The following is a 22854-nucleotide window of genomic DNA, read 5'->3' as shown; positions in this document are numbered from 1 at the left end:
TCTCGTTCGTTCAGGAGCACACGCACGAAAGGGGCCGCCAGATGACCGAAGTCTTGTTGTTCCACCACGCTCAGGGGCAGACAGCCGGATTCCTCGGCTTCGCCGAGACGCTACGCCAGGCCGGGCACACCGTGCACACACCGGACCTCTTCGACGGGCACACGTTCGCCGGCCTGAACGACGGCCTGACCTATGCGGGCAAAGTCGGCTTCGACAACCTCCTGGAGCGTGGTGTGCGCGCCGCCGACACACTGCCCAGCGAGCTGGTGTACGCCGGCTTCTCACTCGGCGTCCTGCCGGCCCAGAAGCTGGCGCAGACCCGGCCAGGCGCGCGTGGCGCGCTGCTCATCGAATCCTGCCTGCCTGTTTCGGAGTTCGGGATCTCATGGCCGGAGAACCTGCCGGTCCAGGTCCACGGCATGGACGCCGACCCGATCTTCGCCGGAGAAGGAGACCTCGATGCCGCCCGCGCCCTCCTCGCCTCGGCCAAACACGGCGAACTGTTCCTCTATCCCGGCAACCGGCACCTCTTCGCCGACAGCAGCCTGCCGTCGTACGACGCCGACGCCGCCGCGCTGCTCACCCGCCGCACCCTCGACTTCCTCGCCACCATCGGCTGATTAGCGATAGAAGTATCGGCATCACACGCGGAGCTTCCCAAGCTCGGTCACGTTGGTCCTAGAGCCTGTCGCGAAGTGGGCAGGGGAGAACGTCGGGGTTTCAGGGCGTGATGTGGTGCTCGGTGAACTGGCCGCAGGAGCGGAAGCCCAGGCGTCGGTAGACGGGTTCGCCGTCCGCGGACGCCTGCAGGACCGCGACGCGGTAGTGCTCACGGCGGGCGAGGTGGAGGGCGGCGAGTGTCATGGCGCCTCCGTAACCGCGTCGGCGGTGGGTGGCCAGGGTGCAGATGTTGTAGATCCCGGCCACGTGTGCGTAGAGGAAGACTTCGGCCGAACATACCGGGCGGCCCCCCACATAGCCGACCAGATAGAGGGCCGGGCAGTCGGCGGCCAGAGCCTGGGGGACGGCCCGGTCGAAGAAGCGGCGCACGGTTGCGGCGGGTGGGTCCCAGTTCGCGGCGACAACCGTGGCGTAGTCAGAGAGCTGTTCAGGTGTGGTCACCGGGCAGACGTCCAGTCCATCCACAAATGGCTGGGGCAGGGGGCCCTCCAGGTCGGCCCACATGGCCGTCTCGTGTGCGGCGGCCGGCAGGCCGGCCGCCGACAGGCGGGCGGTCAAGTCCTCTGGGATGGAGGCAGGGCCCACCCACCAGGAGAAGGGGCGGCCGGTGGCGGCCAGCGTCCGGATCGTCTCGGTGATCCGTGCTTGGGTGGTGTCGGGGGTGAAGCGGGCCGCAGCAACGATGTTGAACGTGTCGTCGGCGAGACCGCTGTCGGCAACCAGGAGATCGTCGGTCTCCACGACGATCGCGCCTCTCATGCGTCGGTGCAGGTGACAGGCATGTTCGGCCAGGTTCTGCTCCATCCTGGCCAGCAGCTCACTTTCATCACGGGCGGGGCTCTTCATCAGGTTCATGATGATTGATCACAGCATGCCTGTGGGCAACTTGGCTCGTGGTTCTGGACTCGCCTAGCCACACCGTCTCCGGCTGGTGCTGGCCCGACTGATCGTCGCGACGCCGGCCGAGCCGTGCGCGCCGCTGGTGGTGGCGATCGACGACAGCGTGACCCGGCGCAGCGGCAAGAAGGTGCACGGCGCGTTCTGGCAGTACGACGGCTCGGCCACCGGCAGCAAGAAAACCAGCTACGGCACCTGCTACGTGGTCGCCGGAATCGTCGTGGCCCTGCCATCGTTTTGAACTCCCTGCGCGCGATCGACCGCGGGTTGCCGGCCTCGAAGGCGTGTCCGGGGCGGCGCGTCACGCTATACCGGCGACATACCGGTGTTCCCTATGCTGACGAACCCTCGTCTACGGATCATGAAGGAACATCGTGCCCCGTCCCGTGCTCGTAGTGGTCGGCGCCCTGCTGCTGTCTGTGCTCCCCGGTGTGTCCCACGCCGCGGGCCCTGGCGTGGTGGGGACGTCGGGGAATCTCATCCGCGAGGTGGAGCCGCGGGCCGATGGCATCAAGCACATGGACACCAAGGCGATGATCACCGCGTTGAAGGCACTCAACGTGAACACCTACGTCTATCCTCTGGCCGGTGGCTACGATCACTGGGACGACCTGCGTAACGAGTTCCTTTTGGCCGCCGCGGACGCCGGGATCGACGTGTGGGTCACGGTCTACGCGCCGAGCCAGTCGGCCGTCTCCCGGCCACACGGGCACGACTACGTGAAATGGTCCAGCGAGCTCGCCACTCTCTCGAAGAGCCATCCGAACCTGATCGGCTGGACGGTGGACGACTACGGCTTCGACCTCAAGACGTTCACCCCGGCGTACGTCAAGCAGATGCGTGCGGCGGCCAAGGCGATCAACCCGTCGTTCAAGTTCATCCCGATCGTCTACTACAGCCAGTTCACCGATACGTTCGCCGCCGAGCAGGCCCCGCTGCTGGATGGGGTGATCTTCCCCTTCCGGGACGAGCCGGTCCGGGACACGTCGTGGACGTGGAGCCTGTCCTACCAGGTCAAGCAAGTCGCCCAGCGCCTCCCCGACACCGACATCTACCTGATGCCCTACGCCAACCCGCTGAGCCGTACCGCCCTGAAACCGACAGTGGCCTATGTCGAGGCGATCACCAAGAAGGCGCTCGAGCACGTCGCCGCGGGAGAACTCGCCGGGATCCTGCAGTACAAGCTCCCTTACATCGCCCGTGACCCCGGATGGACACGCCCCGCGACCGACAACCTCGCCCGGACCGGCAACGGACGGCTGAGCTTCGTCGTCCAGGCCGACACCCTCACCCAGGCCGGGATGTGGTGCAGCGCCACGCGGACGATCCAGCTGACACCCGGCGCGACCAAGCGCGCGGTGAGCTTCTGGCACCGGGACAACCGCGGGTCCGGGAGCCCGGCCGGCTACCACATGAAGCAGCTTCTCCTCAACGGCAAGGTGGTGTGGGAGCGGGACGTCGCCGCTGATGAGTACGCCTGGCAGCAGACCACGATCGACCTGACGGCCAAGCTGACCGGGGCGACGAGCGCGACACTGCAATGGCGGCTGTACGAGCGCAAGGGCGTGGGCAACAATTTCGTCGACGTGCGCGTGGATGACATCGCCGTCATCGGCCTGCAGATGAGCGACCCCGGTGTGGAGAACGCCGCCACATGGACGGCCGGCCTGGCCCGGCAGGGCGGCCCTGTCTACTGCTCCGCCCAGGTCTACCACCAGAACTACGGCGCCGATCTCGGCGCGCGCATCGCCAAGCTGTACGCCGGATAGTCCCGAAGTCCTCGGCGGGAGCCCCTTCCTGCGATCAGACGTCCGCCCTGCACCTGCGCGAGCAGGACCTCAGCCTGCGCGACATCGCCGCCCGGCTCGTCATCACCAAGGGCAAGAAGAAGGGCCGGCACCCGTCCCCGGCCACCGTGCTGCGGATGCTGCGCGAACACGACGCCAACGCGGCAGCGGCGCCTGCCACGGGCGGAACCGCCCCACGCGCTGCCTTGAACAGCCCTGGCCCCAAAGGGCGCGCTACCGGCAGGTCTTGGTCTCGACCGTGCAGTGCGTGACCTCGGGGTAGCGGGTCGACGGCTTGTCCAGCAGCGGTTGGGGCTTCTTGCGCAAGTGCAGGTCGAAGAAGGCGGAGACGTACCTGCGGGTGATCTCCATGGCGCGGGCGCCGGATATGTCGGCGCCGTCGTCGATGCCGATCTGGTCGACCAGCACGCCGAGGTCGGTGAAGGACGTGTGCTCCGCCCCGGTCACCAGAAGCCAGCGCTTCCACCCCTTCAGCTGCTTCCAGTCGCGTTCCCAAGTGTCGGCCGCATCTCCCTGTCCGGGAGTGTAAGTGGACGGTTTGCCCAGGAACAGGAACGGCCGCGCCAGTCCGCTGCCCGGAATTCTGACCTCCGTGGTGCCGTCTATGTCGATGCCGGCGCGTATCCGGGAGTCCTTGAGCATGGCCGCGATGGTGCTCGCTCCTCCGGCGGAGTGGCCGGCCATCGCGATACGAGACGGGTCGATCAGCCGGGTGCCCTTCCATTGCGAGTGCGACCCGGTCAGCTGGTCGAGCACGAAGGAGACGTCGGCCGCCCGGCTCTTCGCCAGCTTCTCCCACCACGCCGGATTCTTATTGATCTCGCAGGTGACGCAGGTGGTGACCCGTCCGTCGGGGAAGGTGGTGGCGACATTCTCGTAGGTGTGGTCGATCGCGGCCACCACGTAGCCTCGGCTGGCAAGATCCTCGGCCAGCGCCGTGAGTTCGGTCCGGGGCTTGGTGTGGCCGGGGGAGAGCACGATGAGGGGCAGACCGTGCTTGCGACCTGCCGGGCTGGCGTCGGTGAAGGCGTTGGTCCGCGTTTTGCTCAGCGTGTCGGCCGGCACACTGTTGATCTTCCCGCTCTTCAGGAGGAGCTCGGACTCCTTGGGTGTCATGTACGGGGCCCGCTTACGGCCCGGCGATTTAGCCGGGTACCACAGGGAGACCATGAGCTCCCGGGCTTTCACCGAAGGGACCCAGGGGTCGGGGCGGGAGGTGTCTTTCAGGTACAGGGACGTGGTGCCGACCGGATGCGAACCGGTCGGTTTGGGCAGGTAGGTCGTGCTGCCCGACGCAGGCACGGACGAGGCGGGCGCGGACTGCGCGGATGCGACCGACGTGGTCGCCATGATGGCGAGCAGCCCGACGGCGACCGCTCCGCCGCGCAGGATCCGGCCCTGCGGCGCAGGCCTCCTGCTGCAGAAGGCGCCCCGCTTGGCGACTGCCCCTCCCACGGTGATCTTGGCAATGTGCACCGACGCCCCCGCGCCGCCGTACCGGCTGTCCGTTTCCACCGGCTCTGTCACATGACCCATGAACGTGTCCGTCCTTCCGATCGCAACGGCCACCTTGGCGGGGAAGTCCCGCGGCGGCCTGATGGCAGGGACGAGGCTAGAGGCGGCCGATTTCCACGCGCGTCGGCCGCCGTACCCATATCGGATACCTCCGGGGAACGACCCACCCGCGGCGTCATCCCTGCGATGTACTCCCAACGGACACTGCCGTGGTCACTGAAGACGATGTGCGGCGGATCACGCGAACGCGACAATGTGCCGGTGGCAGCAGACGAACGACGGCTTTGGCGGCAGTACGTGCAAGACATATTGCGGCCGGAACCGCGAACCGCCCGTCCGTCTCACAAAGCTCTCGCCGCCGACGCGCTACTCGCGATCTTCCTGACCGTCGCCGCGCTGATGGCAGCGGAGGGACTCCCAGGCCCGGCCCATCGCGTCGACGTGCAGTCGCGTCCTCTGATCGACTTGCTGCAACTACGGCCCTCTCCGGTGGCTCCAGCGCCCCCGGCGATCCCGTCCCCTCCAGCGATTCCAGATCCCCCGGCGTTACCGGACGCGAGCATCGGCGTCCGGCCGTCCGTCACGGAGTGGATCCAGCCGCCGCCGGACGTCGGTTCCGAGGAGCACGAACCGCCCGTGCTCCTGGTGGTGCTGACCGCCTTGCCGCTGGCGGCCCGGCGCAGGTATCCGCTCGCCACCTTCTGGGTGGTGGTGTTCGCGGTGCTGGCCACGAACGGCGGCGAGACGTGGATCACCGTACTGACCTGCGCAATCGCCGGCTACAGTGCCATCGCCCACAGCCGCAACCGAGTGCCCGCGGTGGCCGGGCTCCTGCTCGCGGCCACGCTCGCCGGTGCCATAGACCGAGACGTCGCGTCCGGCCTCCCCAGTCTCCCCAGCTGGCTGGGGCCCTACGTCGTCCTGCTGAGCGCCGGGGTCTGCGCGAGCATCATCCGGTTCTTGCGGCGGAGCCGGGATCGGCTCACCGAACTTCAGCAGGCCCAGGAGGACGCCATGCGGAAGGCGGTCGAGACCGAACGGTCCCGGATCGCCGCCGAACTCCACGATGTGGTGACCCACAATGTGAGCGTGATGGTGATCCAGGCGGGCGCGGCGCGCAAAGTGATGGACGCCGAGCCAGAACTGTCCAAGCAGGCACTGCTCGCGATCGAAAGCAGCGGCCGAGCCGCCATGGCCGAACTGCGCAACGTCATGGGCCTGCTTGCCGGGCCGGAAGGCGGGCGCGCGGACAGCCGAGGCGACGGGCTCGAACCGCAACCCGGACTCGACCAACTCGGTGGCCTCATCGAGCGGGTGCGCGCCGCGGGGGTGTCGGTGGACGTCGCGATCTCGCCGCCGAACTCCCTGCCCGACGGGGTCGGCCTCACGGTCTACCGCGTCGTGCAGGAGGCTCTGACCAACACGATGAAGCACGCGGCCGGCGCGGCGGCGTCCGTCGCGATCGGCCACAGCGGCGACTGGCTGGAGATCGAGGTCACCGATACCGGCGGCGCGCCGGGCCCCCAGTCGCGGGCGGGCAACGGCCGCGGGCTGATCGGGCTACGTGAGCGGCTGGCCGTCTACGGCGGAACCCTGGTCGCCGGGCCCAGCACCGGAGGCGGGTATCGGATCACGGCCCGCATTCCCTGGGCCGCCGCATGAGCGGGCCGCTGCGCGCGGTCATCGCTGACGACCAGGCGCTGGTCCGCACAGGGTTTCGGATGATCCTCGCCGCCGACGGCATCAAGGTGACGGCAGAGGCGGCCGACGGAGCCGAAGCGGTCGCCGCCGTGCGGAGCACCAGGCCAGACGTCGTGCTCATGGACATCCGGATGCCGCGGATGGACGGCATCGAAGCCACCCGCCACATCATGAGCGGTGGAGCGCACGAGACCCGCGTCATCATCCTGACCACTTACGATCTCGACCACTACGTCTACGCCGCTCTCACCGCCGGCGCCAGCGGCTTCCTACTCAAAGACGTCAGCCCCGAGCACCTGGTGGCCGCGGTACGTCTGGTGCGCTCCGGCGACGCCCTGCTCGCGCCGACCATCACCCGCCGCCTCATCGAGCGTTTCGCGCCCCGTGACGAGGCGAAGGCCAACCTCCACCGCGATCTGTCCGAACTGACGCCACGAGAACTAGAGGTGCTACGCCTGCTCGCCACCGGCCTGAGCAACGCCGAACTGGCCGATCGCCTGACTCTCAGCGCGACGACGGTGAAAACCCACGTCGCCCGCATCCTGTCCAAACTCGGCCTCCGCGACCGTGTTCAGGCCGTCGTGCTGGCCTACGAAACCGGACTGATCTCCCCCGGCGGCCCATCGGGCGCCGACTGACCGGCCTTGCCGTCCGCGGTGTTCGGCATCGCGCCATGCCAGTGATTTCGTGATGCGCTTGTTGGCGGCCCGAGGACATTCTCGTCGAAGAGGCCCTCGACGAGTGGCTATGCGGGGCGCAGAAGCTCCTCGCGCCTGGCCAGCAGTTGGGCGCGCTCAGCCAGCGACTGGGCGTGGCGCGCCTTCAGGTACGCCCCGGTGTCGCGCACCCACTGCGCCAGCTTCTTCACCTCGGCCCTGGTCTTCTCGATGCGCTGATGCTTGAGCACATCGTTGATGATGTTGTCGAAGAAGGCGTCCACAAACCACCGCGTGTCCACCTTGGGCATCACCGGCCGGGCCGCGATCCCGGTGTCGGCCAGCTCGCGGGCGAAGACGTCCAGAGCCCGCTGGGCGTGCCAGGCGGCCTTGTCGGCGCTGGTCAGCTTGTCGTGTTCGTAGGCGTCGGCGAGCGGACCGCCGCCGAACACGTCGAAGGTGGAGGCGTTCCTGGCGGAGTCGAGGAAGCGCAGCACGACGCCGAGCGCCTCGTGCGCGCCCTGCCCCGCCTGGCGGGCCTCCTCACACTCGCGCACATCGGCGCTCAACCGGTCGAGCGCGGCGCCGAGGTCGGCCAGCTCACGCGCGCGCGGATCTCCGCTCCGGATGAGCAGCTGCTCCTTCTGGGCCAGCAACTGGGCGTACTCCCGGGACGCGGGGTCGAGCACGGCCAGCTCGGCGGCCGCCGCCGCCGCATCGGCTTCGAGCTGCGCCAGTCGGGCGCGGTAACCGTCCACGCGTTCCCTGGCCACTACCGCCTCGGCGCGCTCGCGCTCCAGCCGCTCCTCGCGGTTGCCCAGCATGCGGGCCAGGACGGCGGACAGCCCGCCTTCCAGCCGGGCGACGTCACGCTCCTCCTCGGCCAGCTCGAACTCCAGATCCTCCAGGGTGCTACGGACAACCGCGATCTGTTGCGCGGTGATCTTACGCAGGTGCCGAACGTGCTCGGCGCGGTGCATTCTGGCGGCCGCCTCGCGCAGCCGTTCGTCAAGCCCGGGGGAGAGGGTCACGCAATGACGACGAACGGGCCGGACCGGACGTTCCGCACAGCTCGCCGAGCTTACACAGCGACCGCCGGGCCAACGTGCCTTACGACCCCCGAATGAGCGGCGGGCCTCAACGAGCAGGCCGTTCACTGGCCGCCGTTGTCCAGTTGGCGATCACTGGCCATGGGATCAGCGGCGGCGTGCGGCCGGGCCGCGGTGGGCGCGGGAGGGGCCGGCCGACGGAGCGGGGACGTGCGCCTCAGTGCTCGGAGAGCAGATCAGCGTGCCCGTGACGGGGCACCGACAAGCGATTCATCTTCGTGGACTACGCCTTCGAGCGTTCCAGGGCACTATTGCACGCGATCCGATTGAATGGTTTGCTCTTTCACGCACAGGAGGTGAACGCCATGGACGACATCGACCGGGCCATCCTGCGGGAACTGCAGGTGGACGGGCGGATCCCGTACAGCGATCTGGGGCCGAAAGTCGGGCTGTCGCCCTCGGCAGCCCGCCAGCGGCTGCAGCGACTGATCGACACGAAGGTGGTGCAGGTCGTCGGGGTCACCGACCCGATGGCCATGGGCGGGCAGACCATGGCCATGCTCGGTCTGCGCGTGGACGGCGATCCCCGTGTGGTGGCCGACGAACTCTCACGCCACGACGAGGTCGTTTACGCCGTCCTCGTCTCGGGCACCTTCGACCTCTTCGTGGAGGTCGTCTGCCGTCGCCCGTACGCCCTCCTGGATTTCGTCAACGTCGTCGTGCGTCCCATCGAGGGCGTCGCGGCGGTGGAGAGCTTCCCGTACTTCGGGATCCACACCCACCGCTTTCTGTGGGACGTCGACTGAGCACTCCTGCCACACCACCGAGGTGACAGCGCGACCGGACAGAGCCCCCTGCGGGTCAGCATCCACCCATCCCTCCACCGAACCGCTCCGAGGTACCCGGCATGACGCACGACCAGCCCCTCACCATCGACTTCTTCACGCACCAGGGCCTGCCGGCCCCATGGGTAACCACCGAAGAGGCCCGCCGGACCGCCGCCGAGCACTTCGGGCTCGCGGTCCGCGCCGAGGCGCTGGGCAGTCAGCAGGACGCCAACTTCCTGCTGACCCACGACGACGGATCGCCCGTGGCCGTCCTCAAAATCGCCAACCCGGCGTTCACCGCGACCGAGATCGACGCGCAGGACACCGCCGCAGACCTGATCGCCGACGCACAGCCCGGTCTGCGTGTCGCGACCGTCGTGCGCGATGTCGATGGTGTCCGCAGGACTGCCACCATCCCCACCGGCAACGGTCCGGTCATCGCCCGCCTGCTGCGGCATCTGCGCGGTGGGACGCTCTCCGGCTCACGTCATCTGGCGCCCCGGACGGTCGCGGCCATGGGGCGTATCGTCGGCCAGGTCAGCACGACCCTGCGGTCCTTCCGTCATCCGGGACTGGAGCGGGTCCTGCAGTGGGATCCCCGCCACGCCGACCGCGTGGTCACGCGACTTTCGGACCACGTCGTCGAGGCGGAGCGCAGATCCGCCGTGCTGGCCGCGACCACGGAGGCCTGGGCCGTTCTCCTGGGGGTCGCCGACCGGCTACCGCGCCAGGCCGTGCATCTGGACCTGACCGACGACAATCTCGTCATCTCGCCCGACAGCCCCGTGCCACTGCCCGACGGGATCATCGACTTCGGCGACCTGACGGACAGTTGGGCGGTGTGCGAGCTCGCCGTGACACTGTCCTCGATCCTCCATCACGACGGCATGGAACCGCACCACGTCCTGCCCGCCGTCCGCGCGTTCCACGAGATCAGGCCGCTGTCCGGGGACGAGGCGACGGCTCTGTGGCCCCTGGTGGTGCTCCGGGCGGCCACCTTGGTGGTCAGCGGACGGCACCAGGCTGCCGTCGACGGCGACAACGCCTACGTGAACGCCGCGCTCGAGCGCGAGTGGCGCATCTTCGAGCAGGCCCGCGCCGTGCCGACTGCGGTGATGACCGAACTGATCGTCGAGACATTCGGCCTGACCCGCCAACGGGCCACCGCCGCGGTGCCCGCGGTGCCCGTGCTGGCCGGACCGGATCCCGCAGGCATCGCTGTGCTGGACCTGGCCGTCGGGTCCGACACCATGGACCACGGCACCTGGCTGGAGGACGCAGCCATGGACCGTCTCGCTGCCGGCCTGCTCACCGCCGGCGCCACCACCGTCACCACCCGCTACGGTCAGGCGCAGCTCACCGCTGCCCCCGCTCTGTCCACCACCTCGCCCGCCACCATCGCCACGGGCGTCGACCTGTGGCTCGACGGGCCCGCCGTCCTGCAGGCGCCGGGCGACGGCGAGGTACTGGCGGCGGGGCCCGGCCGCGCGGCCGTCACCTTCGGGCCCCACGTGCTGCATCTGTCCTTCCCCCACGCCGCCCACCCGATCCCGCCCACTGGCAGACCCGTGCACGCAGGCGACCAACTGGTCGCCCTGCCCGCCGGCGCTCGCGTCCACGTCTCGCTCCGGCGGCCCGAGGCACCCACGGTCCCGGCACTGGTGCGGCCCGAGTACGCCGTCGGCTGGCTCGCGCTCACCGCCGATCCCGCCCCGCTGCTCGGGCTGCCCGCTGTCGGCGGTACCACCCCGGAGGACGACCTGCTCGCCCGGCGCGACGCGGTATTCGCCCCGGTCCAAGAGCACTACTACGAGAACCCGCCCCGCATCGAACGCGGTTGGCGCCACCACATGGTGTCCGCCGAGGGCCGCTCCTATCTGGACATGGTCAACAACGTCACCCCGCTCGGCCACGCCCATCCTCGCGTCGAGCAGGCGATCTCGCGGCAGCTGCGCAGGCTCAACACCAACTCCCGGTTCCACTACGCCGCCGTCGTGCAGTTCACCGAACGCCTCGCCGCTCTGCTGCCGGCCCCCCTGGACACCGTCTTCCTGGTCAACTCCGGCTCCGAGGCCGTCGACCTGGCGATCCGGCTCGCGATCGGCGCCACCGGACAGCACGACGTCGTCGCCCTGCGCGAGGCGTACCACGGCTGGACCTATGCGTCCGACGCCGTGTCCACCTCTCTCCAGGACAACCCCAACGCACTGGCCACCCGCCCGAGCTGGGTCCACACGGTCGACTCACCCAACTCCTACCGGGGGCGTTGGCGCGGCGAACAGGCCGACAACTACGCCCTTGAAGCCGTCCAGGTGATCGATGAGCTGGCCGCCTCAGGCCGCCCGGCGGGCGCCTTCCTCAGCGAGTCGTACTACGGCAACGCCGGCGGCGTCGCTCTGCCCGACGGCTACCTCCAGCAGGTGTACGCGGCGGTGCGTCGGCACGGCGGTCTGGCCATCGCCGACGAGATCCAGGTCGGCTACGGCCGCCTGGGCACCTGGTTCTGGGGCTTCGAGCAGCAGCAGGCCGTCCCTGACATCGTCTGTGTCGCCAAGGCCATGGGCAACGGCCATCCACTCGGCGCCGTCATCACCACCCGGGCCGTCGCCGACCGCTACCGCGACCAGGGCTACTTCTTCTCCTCCACCGGCGGCAGCCCCGTCTCCAGCGTCGCCGGCCTCACCGTCCTCGACACCCTGCGCGACGAGGACCTGCAAGGCAACGCCGTGCGCACCGGCGCCCACCTCAAGGCAAAGCTCCAGGTCCTCGCCGAGCACCATCCCATCATCGGCGCCGTGCACGGCTCCGGCCTCTACCTCGGCCTCGAACTGGTGCGCGACCGCCACACTCTGGAGCCCGCCACCGAGGAGACGGCCGAACTCTGCGAGCGCATGCTCGACCTCGGCGTCATCGTCCAGCCCACCGGCGACCACCTCAACATCCTCAAGATCAAGCCACCGCTGTGCATCGACCCCGCCGGTGCCGACTTCTTCGCCGACACCCTCGACCGCGCTCTCACCGAACTCGGCCACCGCGGTACGGGCGAGCACACCCGCTGAGCGACAGCCGGGCAGCGTGCCGGGTTCATCGAGATCGCCGTGACCAGGATCATTCCGCCTCTAGCCCAGTGGTCCGGGCGAGCCACGCCTTGAGCGTGAGCAGGCCAGGGTGCTGCTTGCGCAGAGCTGGGATGTCAGCGTCGTATCCGGACTCTGCGAACCAGAACAGCATCCGCGCCTCCTTGCCCATCGCGCGCAGCAGCACCCGGGGAACGCGCACGTAGCGTCCCCGCCTGCCCGCAGCCTTGAGCGCGGCGGCGATCTGGGGCACGGTGAGCTGGTCTCCGGCCAGCTCCAGCGCCTGGCCGGCGTATGCGTCCGGCCGCTCGAAGGCGAGCCGAGTGAAGATGCCGATGTCCGGTACGGCGACCATCTGCAGGGATTTGCGCGTCCCGAGGGCGGCGGCCATCATGCCGAGCCCGACGGAGGCCCCGCGCATGGTGAACACGTCCATGAACGTGGTCGGACGCAGCACGGTCGCCGGCAGCCCGATGGTCCGTAAGTGCTGCTCGATCTCCCACTTGGTGTCGAAGTGCGGGATACCGCGCACCCGTTCGGCCCCGCCCACCGAGGCGTAGACGAAGTGCTCGACGCCCGCGGCCCTGGCCGCGTCGATCAGCGTGATGCCCTGCTGGACCTCCCCCTTCAGCCCGGCGGTCCGGGAGTTCTGCACCCCGAAGACGCCGTAGGCGCCATTCAGCGCCTGCTTCAGCGTTTCCTTGTCCGCCATGTCTCCGGCGACAACCTCCACGCCCCGCGCCACCAGCGCCTGGGCAGGGGCGCCTGACGGGTCTCGGGTCAGTGCCCGCACCCGCCACTTGTCCGGGTGTTCGACCAGTGCGTCCACAACGGCGCCGCCCTGGTTGCCGGTCGCCCCCGCGACGAGGATCAGCGGACTGTCCATGATATTCCTCCCGTAGATTCAGATATACTGAAGTACTGGATAGTTACATGGTTCAGCATCGGTCGATGACAGTGTGAGAACGGAGGCGCTCGAATGTCAAGTGGGGCGACTGAACTGGGCGAGTTGCTGGTGGCCGCATACCGGGCCTTCAGCCAGCAGGGGAGGGCCAGGTTCGGCGACTACGGGCTCTCACCCGCCCGGGTACGCCTGCTGACCGCCCTCCATCAACGCCCGGAAAGTCGCATGCGGGACCTCGCGGACGCTCTCGGCGTCAGCGGACGGGCGGTCACCCCACTGGTGGACGCGCTGGAATCCGACGGCCTGATCACTAGAAAGCCGGACCCCGCCGACCGGCGGGCCTTCCGGCTCACGCTCACCGACGCAGGACTCGGCGCGATCGACCAGATCGCCCGCCTGCAACAGCAGGTCAGTGAGGACATCTTCAGCGGCATGCCTGCCGAGGACCGGCGCGAGCTGGCTCGCCTGCTCCGCACCTTCCTTGGTAAGCCCCACGGGCCTGGATGTGCTACAACCTGATCCCGGTCATTTCCGCCGGAAGGCACCGCAGCCTTCCTGCTCAGGGATGAGTGCGGAGAGCGACTCTTTCGCGCCCACTTCACCGACGGGCTGCACATCGGCGACCCCGCCACGCTCGCCCGACTGGCCGCCGAGGTCGGTGTCACCACCGGCCACGTGCCTTCCCGGGAAGTGCGCGCCCGGCTCGACCGCGTGCGCCGCCTCGGCATCACCGGTGTGCCGGTCTTCCTCATCGAGAACCTGCCCCCGCTCACCGGATCCCAGACCGAGACCACACTGCTGGCGGCCCTACGACAGGCCGCCGCCACGAAGGAAGAACACCGTGACCACTGACCCGCTCCGGCTGGCCGTCATTGTCGGCAGCGTCCGCGACGGCCGCCTCGGCCCGACCGTGGCCACCTGGTTCGCCGGCCAGGCCACAGCACGCCCGGACCTCGACGTCGACATGATCGACCTGGCCGACGTACCGATCGGCGGGGCGGCCCCGTCGATGTCCGCGCCTACGCCGGTGCTGCAGGCCCTGGGCGAGCTGACCCCGCGGCTGGCGGCCGCCGACGCGTTCGTGGTGGTGACCCCTGAGTACAACCACAGCTACCCAGCCGGCCTGAAGAACGCCATCGACTGGCACAACCAGCAGTTCCACGCCAAGCCAGTGGCGTTCGTCTCCTACGGCGGCATCTCCGGAGGCCTGCGCGCGGTGGAACACCTGCGTGCCGTCTTCGCCGAACTGCACGCCGTCACCACCCGCGACACCGTCAGCTTCCACGGCGCCTGGGAGTGCTTCGACGGCAACGGCCAACCCAGGGACCCCGTCGGCCCGGCCGCAGCCGCCAAGACCCTGCTGGACCAAGTGAGCTGGTGGGCGCGCATCCTGCGCGACGCCAAGACCACCACCCCCTACACCGCATAAAGCAGAAAGGCATGATCATGACGACATTGACCGGCAAGACGGCGCTGGTGACCGGCGCCAGCCGGGGCATCGGCCGCGCGATCGCCACCCGGCTGGCCCGCGAAGGCGCCCGCGTCGCCGTCCACTACGGCAGCAACCACGCCGCCGCCAAGGACACCGTCGCCACCATCGAAGCGTCCGGCGGGCGGGCCTTCGCCGTCCAGGCCGAGCTGGGCGCGCCCGGCGACGCCGAAGCCCTGTGGACCGCCTTCGACGCGCACGCCGACGGGCTGGACGTCCTGGTCAACAACGCGGGCATCCTCGGCGGCCAGACCGAGATCGACGGCGTCACCCGGGAGGGCCTTGAGCGCCTGTTCGCGGTCAACACCACCGCCCCGTTCTTCATCACCCAGCAAGCCCTGCCACGGCTGCCCGACGGCGGGCGGATCATCACCGTGGGCACCATGCTGACCCGCGGGGCGGCCATGCCCAGGGCGATCGACTACGCCATGTCCAAGGCCGCACTCGACGTCATGACCGTCGCCCTGGCCAAGCAGCTCGGGCCGCGCGGCATCACCGTCAACCTCGTGGCCCCCGGCGTCATCGACACCGACATGCACCAAGGACGCCTGGTCGGCGAGGCCCTGGCCTGGCTGTCGTCACAGACGCCCCTCGGCCGGCTGGGCACGCCGCAGGACGTGGCCGACACCGTTGCCTTCCTGGCCTGCGACGACAGCCGCTACATCACCGGACACCGGCTCGACGTCTCAGGCGGAACGACCATGTAGACCCACGCCACCGGCGGCCCAATGCTCGTCTGCTCGCTCCGACTCGGCGAGCAGACGAGCGCCTGTCGCGCTGAGCTTGAATAACCGGCACCTGAACGTCGGAGTATTGATCACCGTGCCCGGTCCGGGAGGTTCATCCCACGCTCGAGCATCCTCCGATCGCTCCTCCGCAGGCTGATGTGTGCCATTCTCGCGACATGACCGAGTTTGAGACGACCACCAGCCGGGACGGACTCGCCCTGAACCGCGCGTTGTGGGATGTGCGAGCCCGCGTGCATGGTTCGACCGCCGCTGACCGGTTCTACGATGTCGACACCTTCCTGGCCGGACGGCAGACACTGTGTGCACTGGAACGGGAGCTGACCGGCGAAGTGGCAGGGAAGGACCTCCTGCACCTACAGTGCCACTTCGGCCTGGACACCCTCAACTGGGCACGGCTGGGCGCCCGCGTCACCGGCGTGGACTTCTCCCCGGTAGCGATCGCCCGGGCACGAGAGCTGGCCGAGCGCGCTGGTCTCACGGCCACCTTCGTCGAGGCCGACACCCAGCGGGTGCCCGCTACCTTGGCCGGCAGGTTCGACGTGGTGGTGGCCACCTACGGGGTGCTGTGCTGGATCGCCGAGCTCGATGCCTGGATGCGTGGGGCGTCCATGGCACTGCGGCCCGGCGGGAGCCTGATCCTGGTGGACATGCATCCGGCGTACCAGATCCTGGCCACGATCGATCCACTAGTCGCCGACTGGCCGTACGGCGGCGGCGAACCTCAGGTGGAGACGGTCACTGGCACGTATGCCGATGCCGGGTTGCGCCTGCCGGTTCAGCAGACGGTCCAGTACCCGTACTCGCTGGGCGAGATCGTGACCGCCGCCGCGCAGGCTGGGCTTGTCGTGACGCACCTGGGCGAGCACATCGCGACAGACATCGATCCCCGCAACCTCCTGCGTCCGGATGAGGACAACCTGTATCGGCTGCGCTTCGGGGACTCCCACCTGCCCATCCTGTACTCGCTGCGCGCGATGTTGCCTCATGTCTGAACTGCGTATCCGCACAGGCAGGGGTGCCCCTTAGAAGGAGCCACACCCGCCGCCTGGGGTCCAGATCAGCGGGCGTGAGGTGCGCCATCAGACCCGGATGAGCGCTGCAGCCAGCTCGGCATTGCGCTGGGCGAACTCTGCCCATTCAGGCGGCGTGACGGCGCTCGCCCGGGCGACGTCCAAGCGACCGCACTCGCGCTGGTCCCATCCATTGAGGCGCCCGCCGCGGATGGTGAACGTGACGGCGAGGCCGTCTGCCCACCCGCACACGTCCTGGTCGCCGCCGCCGTCGACGGTGACGCGCTGCACGCTCGTGACCCATTCGAGCGCAGCGAGCTCGCTGTGGATCCGAGCGGCCAGCTCGAAGTTGAGCGCCGCCGCCGCACGATCGCGCGCCGCTGTCAGCACCTCACGCGCGGTCTCGGCGTCTGTCCCATCGAGCGCGGAGATGGCGGCTGCGGCCAGCCGTGTTCTGGACTGCGGGCCGATGCCGCGCCGTGTGGCGATGTCGCGTTCGGCGGCTGTCAGCCGGTCACGCGTGTACGACAGCGGGAACGCCCGGTGCAGCCCCGAGACCGCCTGCCGTGTCCTCATTCCGCCGAGGTAGGGACCGAAGCCGACGACCCCATCGAACCGTGCCACGTAGCTCGTCCGCACCCCGGCGGTGTGCGGACGCATGTCGACCACAATGTAGATCGACGTCTCCTCACCAGCGGTGCGATTCCAGGGAGGCAGGCGGGTTTCCAACAAGTTGCGTTCGAGCCATGCGGCCTCGTGCACCGAGCCGCACGCCACCGCCTCGACCCGGGCGACTTGCGCCACCATCTTCGCCAGGTGCCGACGATCGCGCAGGTCACCCCAGTAAGACTGCACCCGGCTCCGAAGATCGGTAGCGCGCCCCAGATAAAGGATCCGGCCGTGCCGGTCGCGGAAACGATAGACGCCAGGCTGGTGAGGCAGCCGCGCTGCCGAGGACCTAGCTGACACCAGGCCGAGTCAAACATCGGCCGCCAAGGGGTGTCAATGATCGCAAACGCTGTATCGCCTGCCGGCCGAAGGCGCCGAGGTCTGCGCACCCCATAGTGCGGGTGCGGCCAAATGACCGCGGCGTCGGGCATTGATCACGAAGCATCGCGGGCGAGGAGGGCACGGCCGAGTGCATATGCCTCGGCCAGATCGTTGCCGCGATAGCTGACGGTCGCCAGTTCAGAAAGGTGATGATCGGCGTTCACCGCGACCGTCTTGGTCAGCCACCCGAACAACGGAGCATCCGACATCGAGTCCCCGTAGGCCACGCATCGTGAGCGCACGAGGTCGTACTGCTCGCACATCTCCTCCACAATGCGGACCTTGTCGCGTGGCGTGAGGATTTTGGCCGGATCGAGCGGCTCCAGGAGGGGAAGCGCCGGGAACTGGGAAGCCACCACGGCATCGAAGCCCAGCTCAAGAAGATGCCGCGCGAAGAAGTCAGGCGACATGGTGATCACCACGCAACGCTCACCGCGCTCACGGATGTCCGCGCAGACCTCCCGAATACCGGTCAGCCACGGACTGGCGGCGAACGCCTCGGCGACAGCCGACGGCGTCAGATCTCGCCACAGCCCATGGATAGCGGCCGAGAACCCTCGGGTGTCGATCTCACCGGCCGCGAACCGCGCTTCCAGCTCGACCAGCTTCTCCGTAGATCCGAGGTGCCGGGCGATCTGCAGGCTGGCCGTCGATCCCTCGAGCAGCGTTCCGTCCATGTCGAAGACGTGCAGAGTCATCACAGCAGGCAAGTGTGGACGATCGACCGCGTACGACACCAACGGATAATCGTGCGCTCCAAGGCCCAAGCAGAGAATGCCGCGCAGGTTGGTCGCCGCGGCAGCCGACGCCCGGACGTGCCCCAGCAGCACACCCGCGCGGTGCGTGGCCTCACCGCCCCGGCTCGGGAGCGAGGGGCGGGCCATCGGGAAGGCCGCCCGAGTCGCGCCAGGTGGCGAGGAACCCCTCCGCCATGGCGCACGAGCCCGCGAACGGGCCGCCGGGGTGCTCCAGCGATGTAGCGGTAAGCCGGCCAACCCGCTGTCCCACCAGGGCCCGCGCCGAGGCGGCGTCGGAGACCTGGCCGGCCCGTTCGGCGAGGTAGCCGATCGTGGCGCCGGCCCCGCAGACGAAGTCCGCCAGCGTCACCACGCCACGCTCCAGCAGCGTACGCAGCCCGGCCGCGGTGTAGGGCACGTTCGCCGCCGGGGCGACCACGCGGGCGCGTACCCGGGCGGCGCGCTCGGCGGTCAGGGTGCCGGTCCGCGCGCCGGGCACCAGCACGTCCGCGGCCGCCTCGTACAGTGCCCCGGCCGGGTGCACGGGCAGACCGAGCCGGCCTACACAGGCGTCGCCGTGCTCCGCGCGCAGCCCTTCCAGGGCGGTGACGTCCAGCCCGGAGGGGTCGGCCACGCAACCGTGCAGGGTCGAGAGGGCGACGATGCGCGCGCCCCGCCGCGCAGCTTCCCGCACGACGGCGCCACCCACCTTGCCGAACCCCTCCACCGCGAACGTCCGCCCGGCCAGACCGCCGAGCGCGGTCTCCGCGGCAACGACCACGCCCAAGCCGGTCACGATGGTGTCCACCAGCTCGCCGCCGACCTCTTGGTGCATCACCGAGTCGGTACGGTAGCCAGGCAGCGGGGCGAAGTCCTGCGTACGCGTGCCCAGATCCGAGGCCGTGAGGAAAACGCCCTTCTCGACCAGCGGAGTGATCTCCTGGCAATAGCGGGCCACCGTGGCCGCCCGGTCCTCGGCCTTGGCCCGCAGCACCGCCTTGGCACCGCCGATCCGCTCGCCGAGCACGGCCAGCTTGTACGTCATCGCCCGCGCCAGCAGCCCGGCTTCGCCGCGGGTGACGTCCGGGGCGAGCCGCGTGCCGCCTGCGCTCGTCGGGCAGTCCAGGTCAAAGGCGATGTACCCGTCCACCGAGGTGAGTTCCACGATCCTCATGCACGCTCCTCATGTCGTCCGATCGGCGCCTGCCAGCGCGATGACCACGCCTGCCGACCAATCTCGACGTGAACCGGTGCCATGTCCATGGCCGGGAGCGGGGGGCGCCGTACAAACTTGCCCGTCCGGGGCGATCCACCTGGAGGGCTAGGATTCCGCGCATGCAGCGTCCCCTCGCTCACGAGCTGGCCGTCGGTCTGCTCGCCATCCTCTGGCTCGGTCTCATCGGCGGCATCGTGCTCGTCTGGCGGAACGACGCCGCCCCCTTCGAGATCTTCGCAGGGGTGTTCTGGAGCTCGGTCTGGTATTTCTGGCTTGCCCGGCTCTGGCGGGGCGGGCCGATGGCGATCGGGCTGATGCGCAAGGCGCTCTTCGCGATCTGCCCAATCATGATCGGCGGCGCCGCCATAGCCATCGGGATCACCGGGGGCAAGGTGTACCCGTCGCAGCTGATCGGGCTTGCGGCCGCGCTGTGCGGCATCGTCGGCGGGGTGCTGCTCGGCCGCGAGGATGTCAAGCGGTGGAGCCAGTCCACTGTAGAGGCGAAGGTGCTCCGCCAGCCGCCCGACGGAACCGCCTTCGACCTGCGGGCCGCCGCGCTCAGGCAGAACAGGGGGATGTTCGGCTGCCTGATGATCGTCATCGCCGCTGTCGTACTGATCGTGGTCGGCGTCATCGGCGGGATGTTGCCCGAGGACCGGAGGGTGAACGCCCCGGACTACATCGCCTTCATGGTCGGCGTGGTGCTGGTGGCGGCCATCGGCATCGCCGGATATATCCGAATAAATCTGCAGGCCAAGGCCATGGGCGTACTGACCGTCACCGAGCGGGGCATCAACGACTACCCCTGGTCCAGGCTCCGCTCGGTCGCCCTGTCATACGTAGGCGAAGCGGGGATCGTGGCCGGGGTCCGCAGGTACCCGGGCGCGCGGCTCGACCTGTCCCTCTACGACGGGCCGGACCAGCACCACCTCGCCCTGCCCAACGACGCCAACCTGCACGGCGCGATCGCGGCAGCGCTGGCGACGCACTGCCCCGACGGTGTGTTCCTCGGCTGGGTCCAACGGGCGGAAGGACGCCGTCATCGTGTGCATGGCCGATCCCTGCCAGGTCAGCCTTCGTGATTGAGCAGCTCCGCTGCGGCTGTCGGGTTCGGCTTCCACCCCGCTGGCGGGAGAACCCAATCACACTGGCGATGGCGGCTTTGAGGTTGTCGTAACGGATCTTCCCCGTCGGCACGCCGCCGAGGACTCGGAAGGCGTGGGCGTGACATTCGAAGAAATGCCTCCTGTCCGGCCGAGGCGCTGATCCGGTGTACGGCCTTCCCGGAATAGGACAGTCGCAGGCTGAAAAGGGTGCAGGTCACCAGCTCGCCGCGGAGCCGCACGACCACCTCGCCGAAATCGACCTCTGCCTCGCGTCCTGGTAGGTGGGTCTGTGGGATGAACGTGTTAACGGGTTCCCGCCCTGCTTCGGTGCGGATCTCGCGACGGCGGGTGGCGACGTAGTCCCGCACCATCCCGTACGACACGACACCTTGGGCGTCATGCTCGGCGAGGAGCCGGTCGAAGATGCGCTTTGCGGTGTGCCGCTGCTTCTTCGGTGTGTCGAGGTCGCCGCGTAGCCAGCCGTCGATCACGGGCGGTAGGGATCGAGCCTCGACCCGCGCTTAGGTGGCCGCCTCGGCTGTTGCGGCCACGCTGAGGCCAGCGCGGCCGCGACGGTGCGGTAGCCGACCCGGTGTTTGCGCTGCAGTGCCCGGTTCGACAGACCGGCCTTCGCGTCGCGCCGGATCGCCGCGTACAGGTCGACACGGGACGTACGTGCATCGCGAGCCATGACGTCAGAACCTCCTCGGCGGCTGAACAATCAGGCATTCCAGACGCGTCCCGCCCGGATGGGATCGCTCACCAGGAACCCGAACGTGGGAACGCAAGTGTCCGATGTGATCACGCGCCAAGATCCCGTGACCGGCGCGCCAAGCAGCGGCCGATCGCCGTCGGAGATTCTCGTTGCTGTTTGCGGCAGATCAGTTCCTCCCTTCGCGGACATCCTTCCCCTGTTCGGCGAACGCCTTGAAATCCTGCATGTGCTGCTGCGACTGCTTGTGGAAGGCACCGGGCATCAGGAGCCCCACTAGCCGCATCAGCAGGCCGCTGAACCGGTATTCGCTCTCGCTCTCCCAGAGCGTCGTCTCCGGATTGGCTTCGGTCAGCCGATCGCGCACGACGCTCCACATGCCCGCGCCGGCGATCTCGCGGTCGAAGTGAACAACGATCCCTTTGGGGATCCCGTGCAGGTCTGCCGGCTCCCGCCGTGTGATCGTTTCGGTGCACTCGATCTTCCGCTGCCCCGACTGCATCACGATCCGCGACTTGGTACCGAGCTGCCCGTGTATCCCATTCAGCGGCTCGTGCAGCACCAAGCCCCGCAGCCACCTCGGTAGGTGTGCCGGGTCGGCGAGCAGCTGGGCCACCCTCTCCCGCGGCAGGGCGATCTCGATCGAGTTGGTGTACTTCATGACGCGCATTCCTTCTAGGGGTGGGACAACATGCTGTTGTGCTGCTCGTCCTGCTCCTCGACGGAGAGGTCTGACATCCGTCTCGCGATCGACGATTCGCATCGGCGGTGCGAGCGCCAGGAATGCTGGTCAGCCCACCGCAGCGGGGATGTCAGTTCGGGTCGGGTGCGTAGAACTTGGTGGTGGCCTCGACTGCGGCCGCGACGTGCTCCGGTTCGCCACCGGCGGCCAGGTGAGCCTTGCCCCAGGCCGCGGCGCTGCGCCGGATGAACTCGCGCCCTTGGGGCGACTTCTGGACCACCTCGTGGTCGGCGGTCTCGCCACCGGCCAACAGTTGGGCCAGGGCGAGGAGATGCAGGTCCCAGCCAACGCCGCCGGCACCGGGGCCGTAGATCGGGAAGAGGGGCTCTTCGACGACCGCTGCGTGGATCAGTTCGAATTCGGTGTCGCCGGTCGGGCCTGGGACCAGGCGCACTTCCACCTCGCTCGTGCCGGGCCAGGCGTCGGCGTCCGGCCCGTAGAGCCAGGACACCTTTAGCAGACGCGGCGGCTCGCACCGGAGGATCTCGCCGTGCTCACCACCGTCCAGCTCGAACTTCCCGCCAAGCCGCAGATCCCCGGTGACCGGTTTCAACCAGCGATGCAGCCGCTCGGGGCTGGTAAGGGCGTCCCAGACGTCGTCGATCTGCGCTTGGTATCGACGACGCACCTCGATGGTGTACGCGTCGCCGGCGGGCACGCTGCCTTTGCCCATTGCCCGGTGCGCGGCGGCCAGTTCATCCAATACGTCTTTCATGTCAGGGTCCCTTCGCTGATGGATCGGTCTTGTCCGCATCGGTGCCGGGCTCGGCCGGTCGGGTGGGCTCCCCACCAGCCGGAGTCCCCATCCGCGTCAGAGCTAATGAACCAGTCCCGGTCCGAAACACCTATCAGCCGCGGGTAGTTTGATCACCCGTTGGAAGAGGTTGGAGCAGGTGGCAGGACCACAGCAGGACCCCAAGCAGTCCCC

25 protein-coding genes are annotated in these 22854 nt (G+C 68.9%); 13 read left to right on the top strand and 12 right to left on the bottom strand.

The window, feature by feature from the left end:
* Positions 1–41 precede the first annotated feature (41 nt).
* A complete protein-coding gene (locus tag ACTWQA_RS45435) occupies positions 42–620 on the top strand; it encodes a dienelactone hydrolase family protein (protein ID WP_443165073.1) in 579 nt (192 codons plus the stop codon).
* Between the two features lie 100 nt (positions 621–720).
* On the opposite strand, the gene ACTWQA_RS45430 is transcribed toward ACTWQA_RS45435, so the two are convergent.
* On the bottom strand, positions 721–1527 hold the full coding sequence (locus tag ACTWQA_RS45430; RefSeq protein ID WP_443165072.1) for a GNAT family N-acetyltransferase: 807 nt from the start codon (positions 1525–1527) through the stop codon (positions 721–723).
* Between the two features lie 85 nt (positions 1528–1612).
* Here ACTWQA_RS45430 and ACTWQA_RS45425 point away from each other — a divergent pair, with 85 nt between their 5' ends.
* Together ACTWQA_RS45425 and ACTWQA_RS45420 are read left to right on the top strand one after the other, a co-directional pair.
* Complete coding sequence (locus ACTWQA_RS45425) at positions 1613–1819, top strand: hypothetical protein (RefSeq protein WP_443165071.1); 207 nt, start codon at positions 1613–1615, stop codon at positions 1817–1819.
* A gap of 133 nt (positions 1820–1952) precedes the next feature.
* Positions 1953–3347: a hypothetical protein gene (locus ACTWQA_RS45420; RefSeq protein WP_443165070.1), complete on the top strand. Its 1395-nt coding sequence runs from the start codon at positions 1953–1955 to the stop codon at positions 3345–3347.
* 252 nt (positions 3348–3599) lie between these two features.
* On the opposite strand, the gene ACTWQA_RS45415 is transcribed toward ACTWQA_RS45420, so the two are convergent.
* Complete coding sequence (locus ACTWQA_RS45415; protein WP_443165069.1) at positions 3600–4922, bottom strand: alpha/beta hydrolase family protein; 1323 nt, start codon at positions 4920–4922, stop codon at positions 3600–3602.
* A gap of 468 nt (positions 4923–5390) precedes the next feature.
* On the opposite strand from ACTWQA_RS45415, the gene ACTWQA_RS45410 reads away from it, so the two are divergent.
* Both ACTWQA_RS45410 and ACTWQA_RS45405 read left to right on the top strand, forming a co-directional pair.
* Complete coding sequence (locus ACTWQA_RS45410) at positions 5391–6563, top strand: sensor histidine kinase (protein WP_443165068.1); 1173 nt, start codon at positions 5391–5393, stop codon at positions 6561–6563.
* Positions 6560–7240 carry a response regulator gene (locus ACTWQA_RS45405; RefSeq protein WP_443165067.1) on the top strand — a complete coding sequence of 227 codons (681 nt, stop codon included), beginning with the start codon at positions 6560–6562 and terminating at the stop codon, positions 7238–7240. Before ACTWQA_RS45410 ends, ACTWQA_RS45405 begins: the two co-directional genes overlap by 4 nt.
* Before the next feature lie 107 nt (positions 7241–7347).
* Here ACTWQA_RS45405 and ACTWQA_RS45400 read toward each other — a convergent pair whose 3' ends face one another.
* Complete coding sequence (locus tag ACTWQA_RS45400; RefSeq protein ID WP_443165066.1) at positions 7348–8289, bottom strand: hypothetical protein; 942 nt, start codon at positions 8287–8289, stop codon at positions 7348–7350.
* Positions 8290–8672: 383 nt separating this feature from the next.
* Here ACTWQA_RS45400 and ACTWQA_RS45395 point away from each other — a divergent pair, with 383 nt between their 5' ends.
* Positions 8673–9113: an Lrp/AsnC family transcriptional regulator gene (locus ACTWQA_RS45395; protein ID WP_443165065.1), complete on the top strand. Its 441-nt coding sequence runs from the start codon at positions 8673–8675 to the stop codon at positions 9111–9113.
* A gap of 101 nt (positions 9114–9214) precedes the next feature.
* On the top strand, positions 9215–12193 hold the full coding sequence (locus ACTWQA_RS45390; protein ID WP_443165064.1) for an aminotransferase: 2979 nt from the start codon (positions 9215–9217) through the stop codon (positions 12191–12193).
* 49 nt (positions 12194–12242) lie between these two features.
* On the opposite strand, the gene ACTWQA_RS45385 is transcribed toward ACTWQA_RS45390, so the two are convergent.
* Positions 12243–13097, bottom strand: a complete 855-nt coding sequence (locus ACTWQA_RS45385) for an NmrA/HSCARG family protein (RefSeq protein ID WP_443165063.1) — start codon at positions 13095–13097, stop codon at positions 12243–12245.
* A gap of 93 nt (positions 13098–13190) precedes the next feature.
* On the opposite strand from ACTWQA_RS45385, the gene ACTWQA_RS45380 reads away from it, so the two are divergent.
* The gene (locus tag ACTWQA_RS45380; RefSeq protein ID WP_443165062.1) at positions 13191–13634 is read left to right on the top strand and encodes a MarR family winged helix-turn-helix transcriptional regulator; all 444 of its coding nucleotides are present in this window, start codon (positions 13191–13193) and stop codon (positions 13632–13634) included.
* A 6-nt stretch (positions 13635–13640) separates the two neighbouring features.
* Here ACTWQA_RS45380 and ACTWQA_RS45375 read toward each other — a convergent pair whose 3' ends face one another.
* Positions 13641–13790, bottom strand: a complete 150-nt coding sequence (locus ACTWQA_RS45375; RefSeq protein WP_443165061.1) for a hypothetical protein — start codon at positions 13788–13790, stop codon at positions 13641–13643.
* On the opposite strand from ACTWQA_RS45375, the gene ACTWQA_RS45370 reads away from it, so the two are divergent.
* The 4 genes from ACTWQA_RS45370 (at position 13791) to ACTWQA_RS45355 (ending at position 16345) form a co-directional block, all read left to right on the top strand.
* On the top strand, positions 13791–13967 hold the full coding sequence (locus ACTWQA_RS45370) for a hypothetical protein (protein ID WP_443165060.1): 177 nt from the start codon (positions 13791–13793) through the stop codon (positions 13965–13967).
* A complete protein-coding gene (locus ACTWQA_RS45365; RefSeq protein ID WP_443165059.1) occupies positions 13957–14544 on the top strand; it encodes an NADPH-dependent FMN reductase in 588 nt (195 codons plus the stop codon). The genes ACTWQA_RS45370 and ACTWQA_RS45365 overlap by 11 nt, the downstream gene beginning before the upstream one ends.
* Before the next feature lie 17 nt (positions 14545–14561).
* Complete coding sequence (locus tag ACTWQA_RS45360; protein WP_443165058.1) at positions 14562–15311, top strand: SDR family oxidoreductase; 750 nt, start codon at positions 14562–14564, stop codon at positions 15309–15311.
* A 197-nt stretch (positions 15312–15508) separates the two neighbouring features.
* Positions 15509–16345: a class I SAM-dependent methyltransferase gene (locus ACTWQA_RS45355; protein ID WP_443165057.1), complete on the top strand. Its 837-nt coding sequence runs from the start codon at positions 15509–15511 to the stop codon at positions 16343–16345.
* A gap of 87 nt (positions 16346–16432) precedes the next feature.
* On the opposite strand, the gene ACTWQA_RS45350 is transcribed toward ACTWQA_RS45355, so the two are convergent.
* The 3 genes from ACTWQA_RS45350 to ACTWQA_RS45340 all read right to left on the bottom strand — a co-directional run bounded on the left by ACTWQA_RS45350 (position 16433) and on the right by ACTWQA_RS45340 (position 19324).
* Complete coding sequence (locus tag ACTWQA_RS45350; RefSeq protein WP_443165056.1) at positions 16433–17332, bottom strand: GIY-YIG nuclease family protein; 900 nt, start codon at positions 17330–17332, stop codon at positions 16433–16435.
* Positions 17333–17466: 134 nt separating this feature from the next.
* Positions 17467–18243: an HAD family hydrolase gene (locus ACTWQA_RS45345; protein WP_443165055.1), complete on the bottom strand. Its 777-nt coding sequence runs from the start codon at positions 18241–18243 to the stop codon at positions 17467–17469.
* A gap of 19 nt (positions 18244–18262) precedes the next feature.
* Complete coding sequence (locus ACTWQA_RS45340; protein WP_443165054.1) at positions 18263–19324, bottom strand: Glu/Leu/Phe/Val dehydrogenase dimerization domain-containing protein; 1062 nt, start codon at positions 19322–19324, stop codon at positions 18263–18265.
* A 161-nt stretch (positions 19325–19485) separates the two neighbouring features.
* Here ACTWQA_RS45340 and ACTWQA_RS45335 point away from each other — a divergent pair, with 161 nt between their 5' ends.
* Positions 19486–20448 (top strand): hypothetical protein, encoded by a 963-nt coding sequence (locus tag ACTWQA_RS45335; RefSeq protein ID WP_443165053.1) that lies wholly within the window; start codon positions 19486–19488, stop codon positions 20446–20448.
* On the opposite strand, the gene ACTWQA_RS45330 is transcribed toward ACTWQA_RS45335, so the two are convergent.
* The 4 genes from ACTWQA_RS45330 to ACTWQA_RS45315 form a co-directional block, all read right to left on the bottom strand.
* On the bottom strand, positions 20436–20963 hold the full coding sequence (locus ACTWQA_RS45330) for a hypothetical protein (protein WP_443165052.1): 528 nt from the start codon (positions 20961–20963) through the stop codon (positions 20436–20438). The two genes, ACTWQA_RS45335 and ACTWQA_RS45330, sit on opposite strands and share 13 nt — an antisense overlap.
* The gene (locus ACTWQA_RS45325; protein ID WP_443165051.1) at positions 20960–21163 is read right to left on the bottom strand and encodes a hypothetical protein; all 204 of its coding nucleotides are present in this window, start codon (positions 21161–21163) and stop codon (positions 20960–20962) included. The genes ACTWQA_RS45330 and ACTWQA_RS45325 overlap by 4 nt, the downstream gene beginning before the upstream one ends.
* Before the next feature lie 190 nt (positions 21164–21353).
* Positions 21354–21845 carry an SRPBCC family protein gene (locus tag ACTWQA_RS45320; RefSeq protein WP_443165050.1) on the bottom strand — a complete coding sequence of 164 codons (492 nt, stop codon included), beginning with the start codon at positions 21843–21845 and terminating at the stop codon, positions 21354–21356.
* 151 nt (positions 21846–21996) lie between these two features.
* Entirely contained in the window at positions 21997–22641 is a 645-nt protein-coding gene (locus tag ACTWQA_RS45315; protein WP_443165049.1) for an SRPBCC domain-containing protein, read from the bottom strand.
* Positions 22642–22854: the final 213 nt, after the last annotated feature.

The organism is Nonomuraea sp. 10N515B (genome assembly GCF_052245915.1).
Lineage (GTDB): Bacteria > Actinomycetota > Actinomycetes > Streptosporangiales > Streptosporangiaceae > Nonomuraea.
The sequence above is the reverse complement of the archived record's forward strand: the minus strand, read 5'-3'. Positions and strand labels throughout refer to the sequence as shown.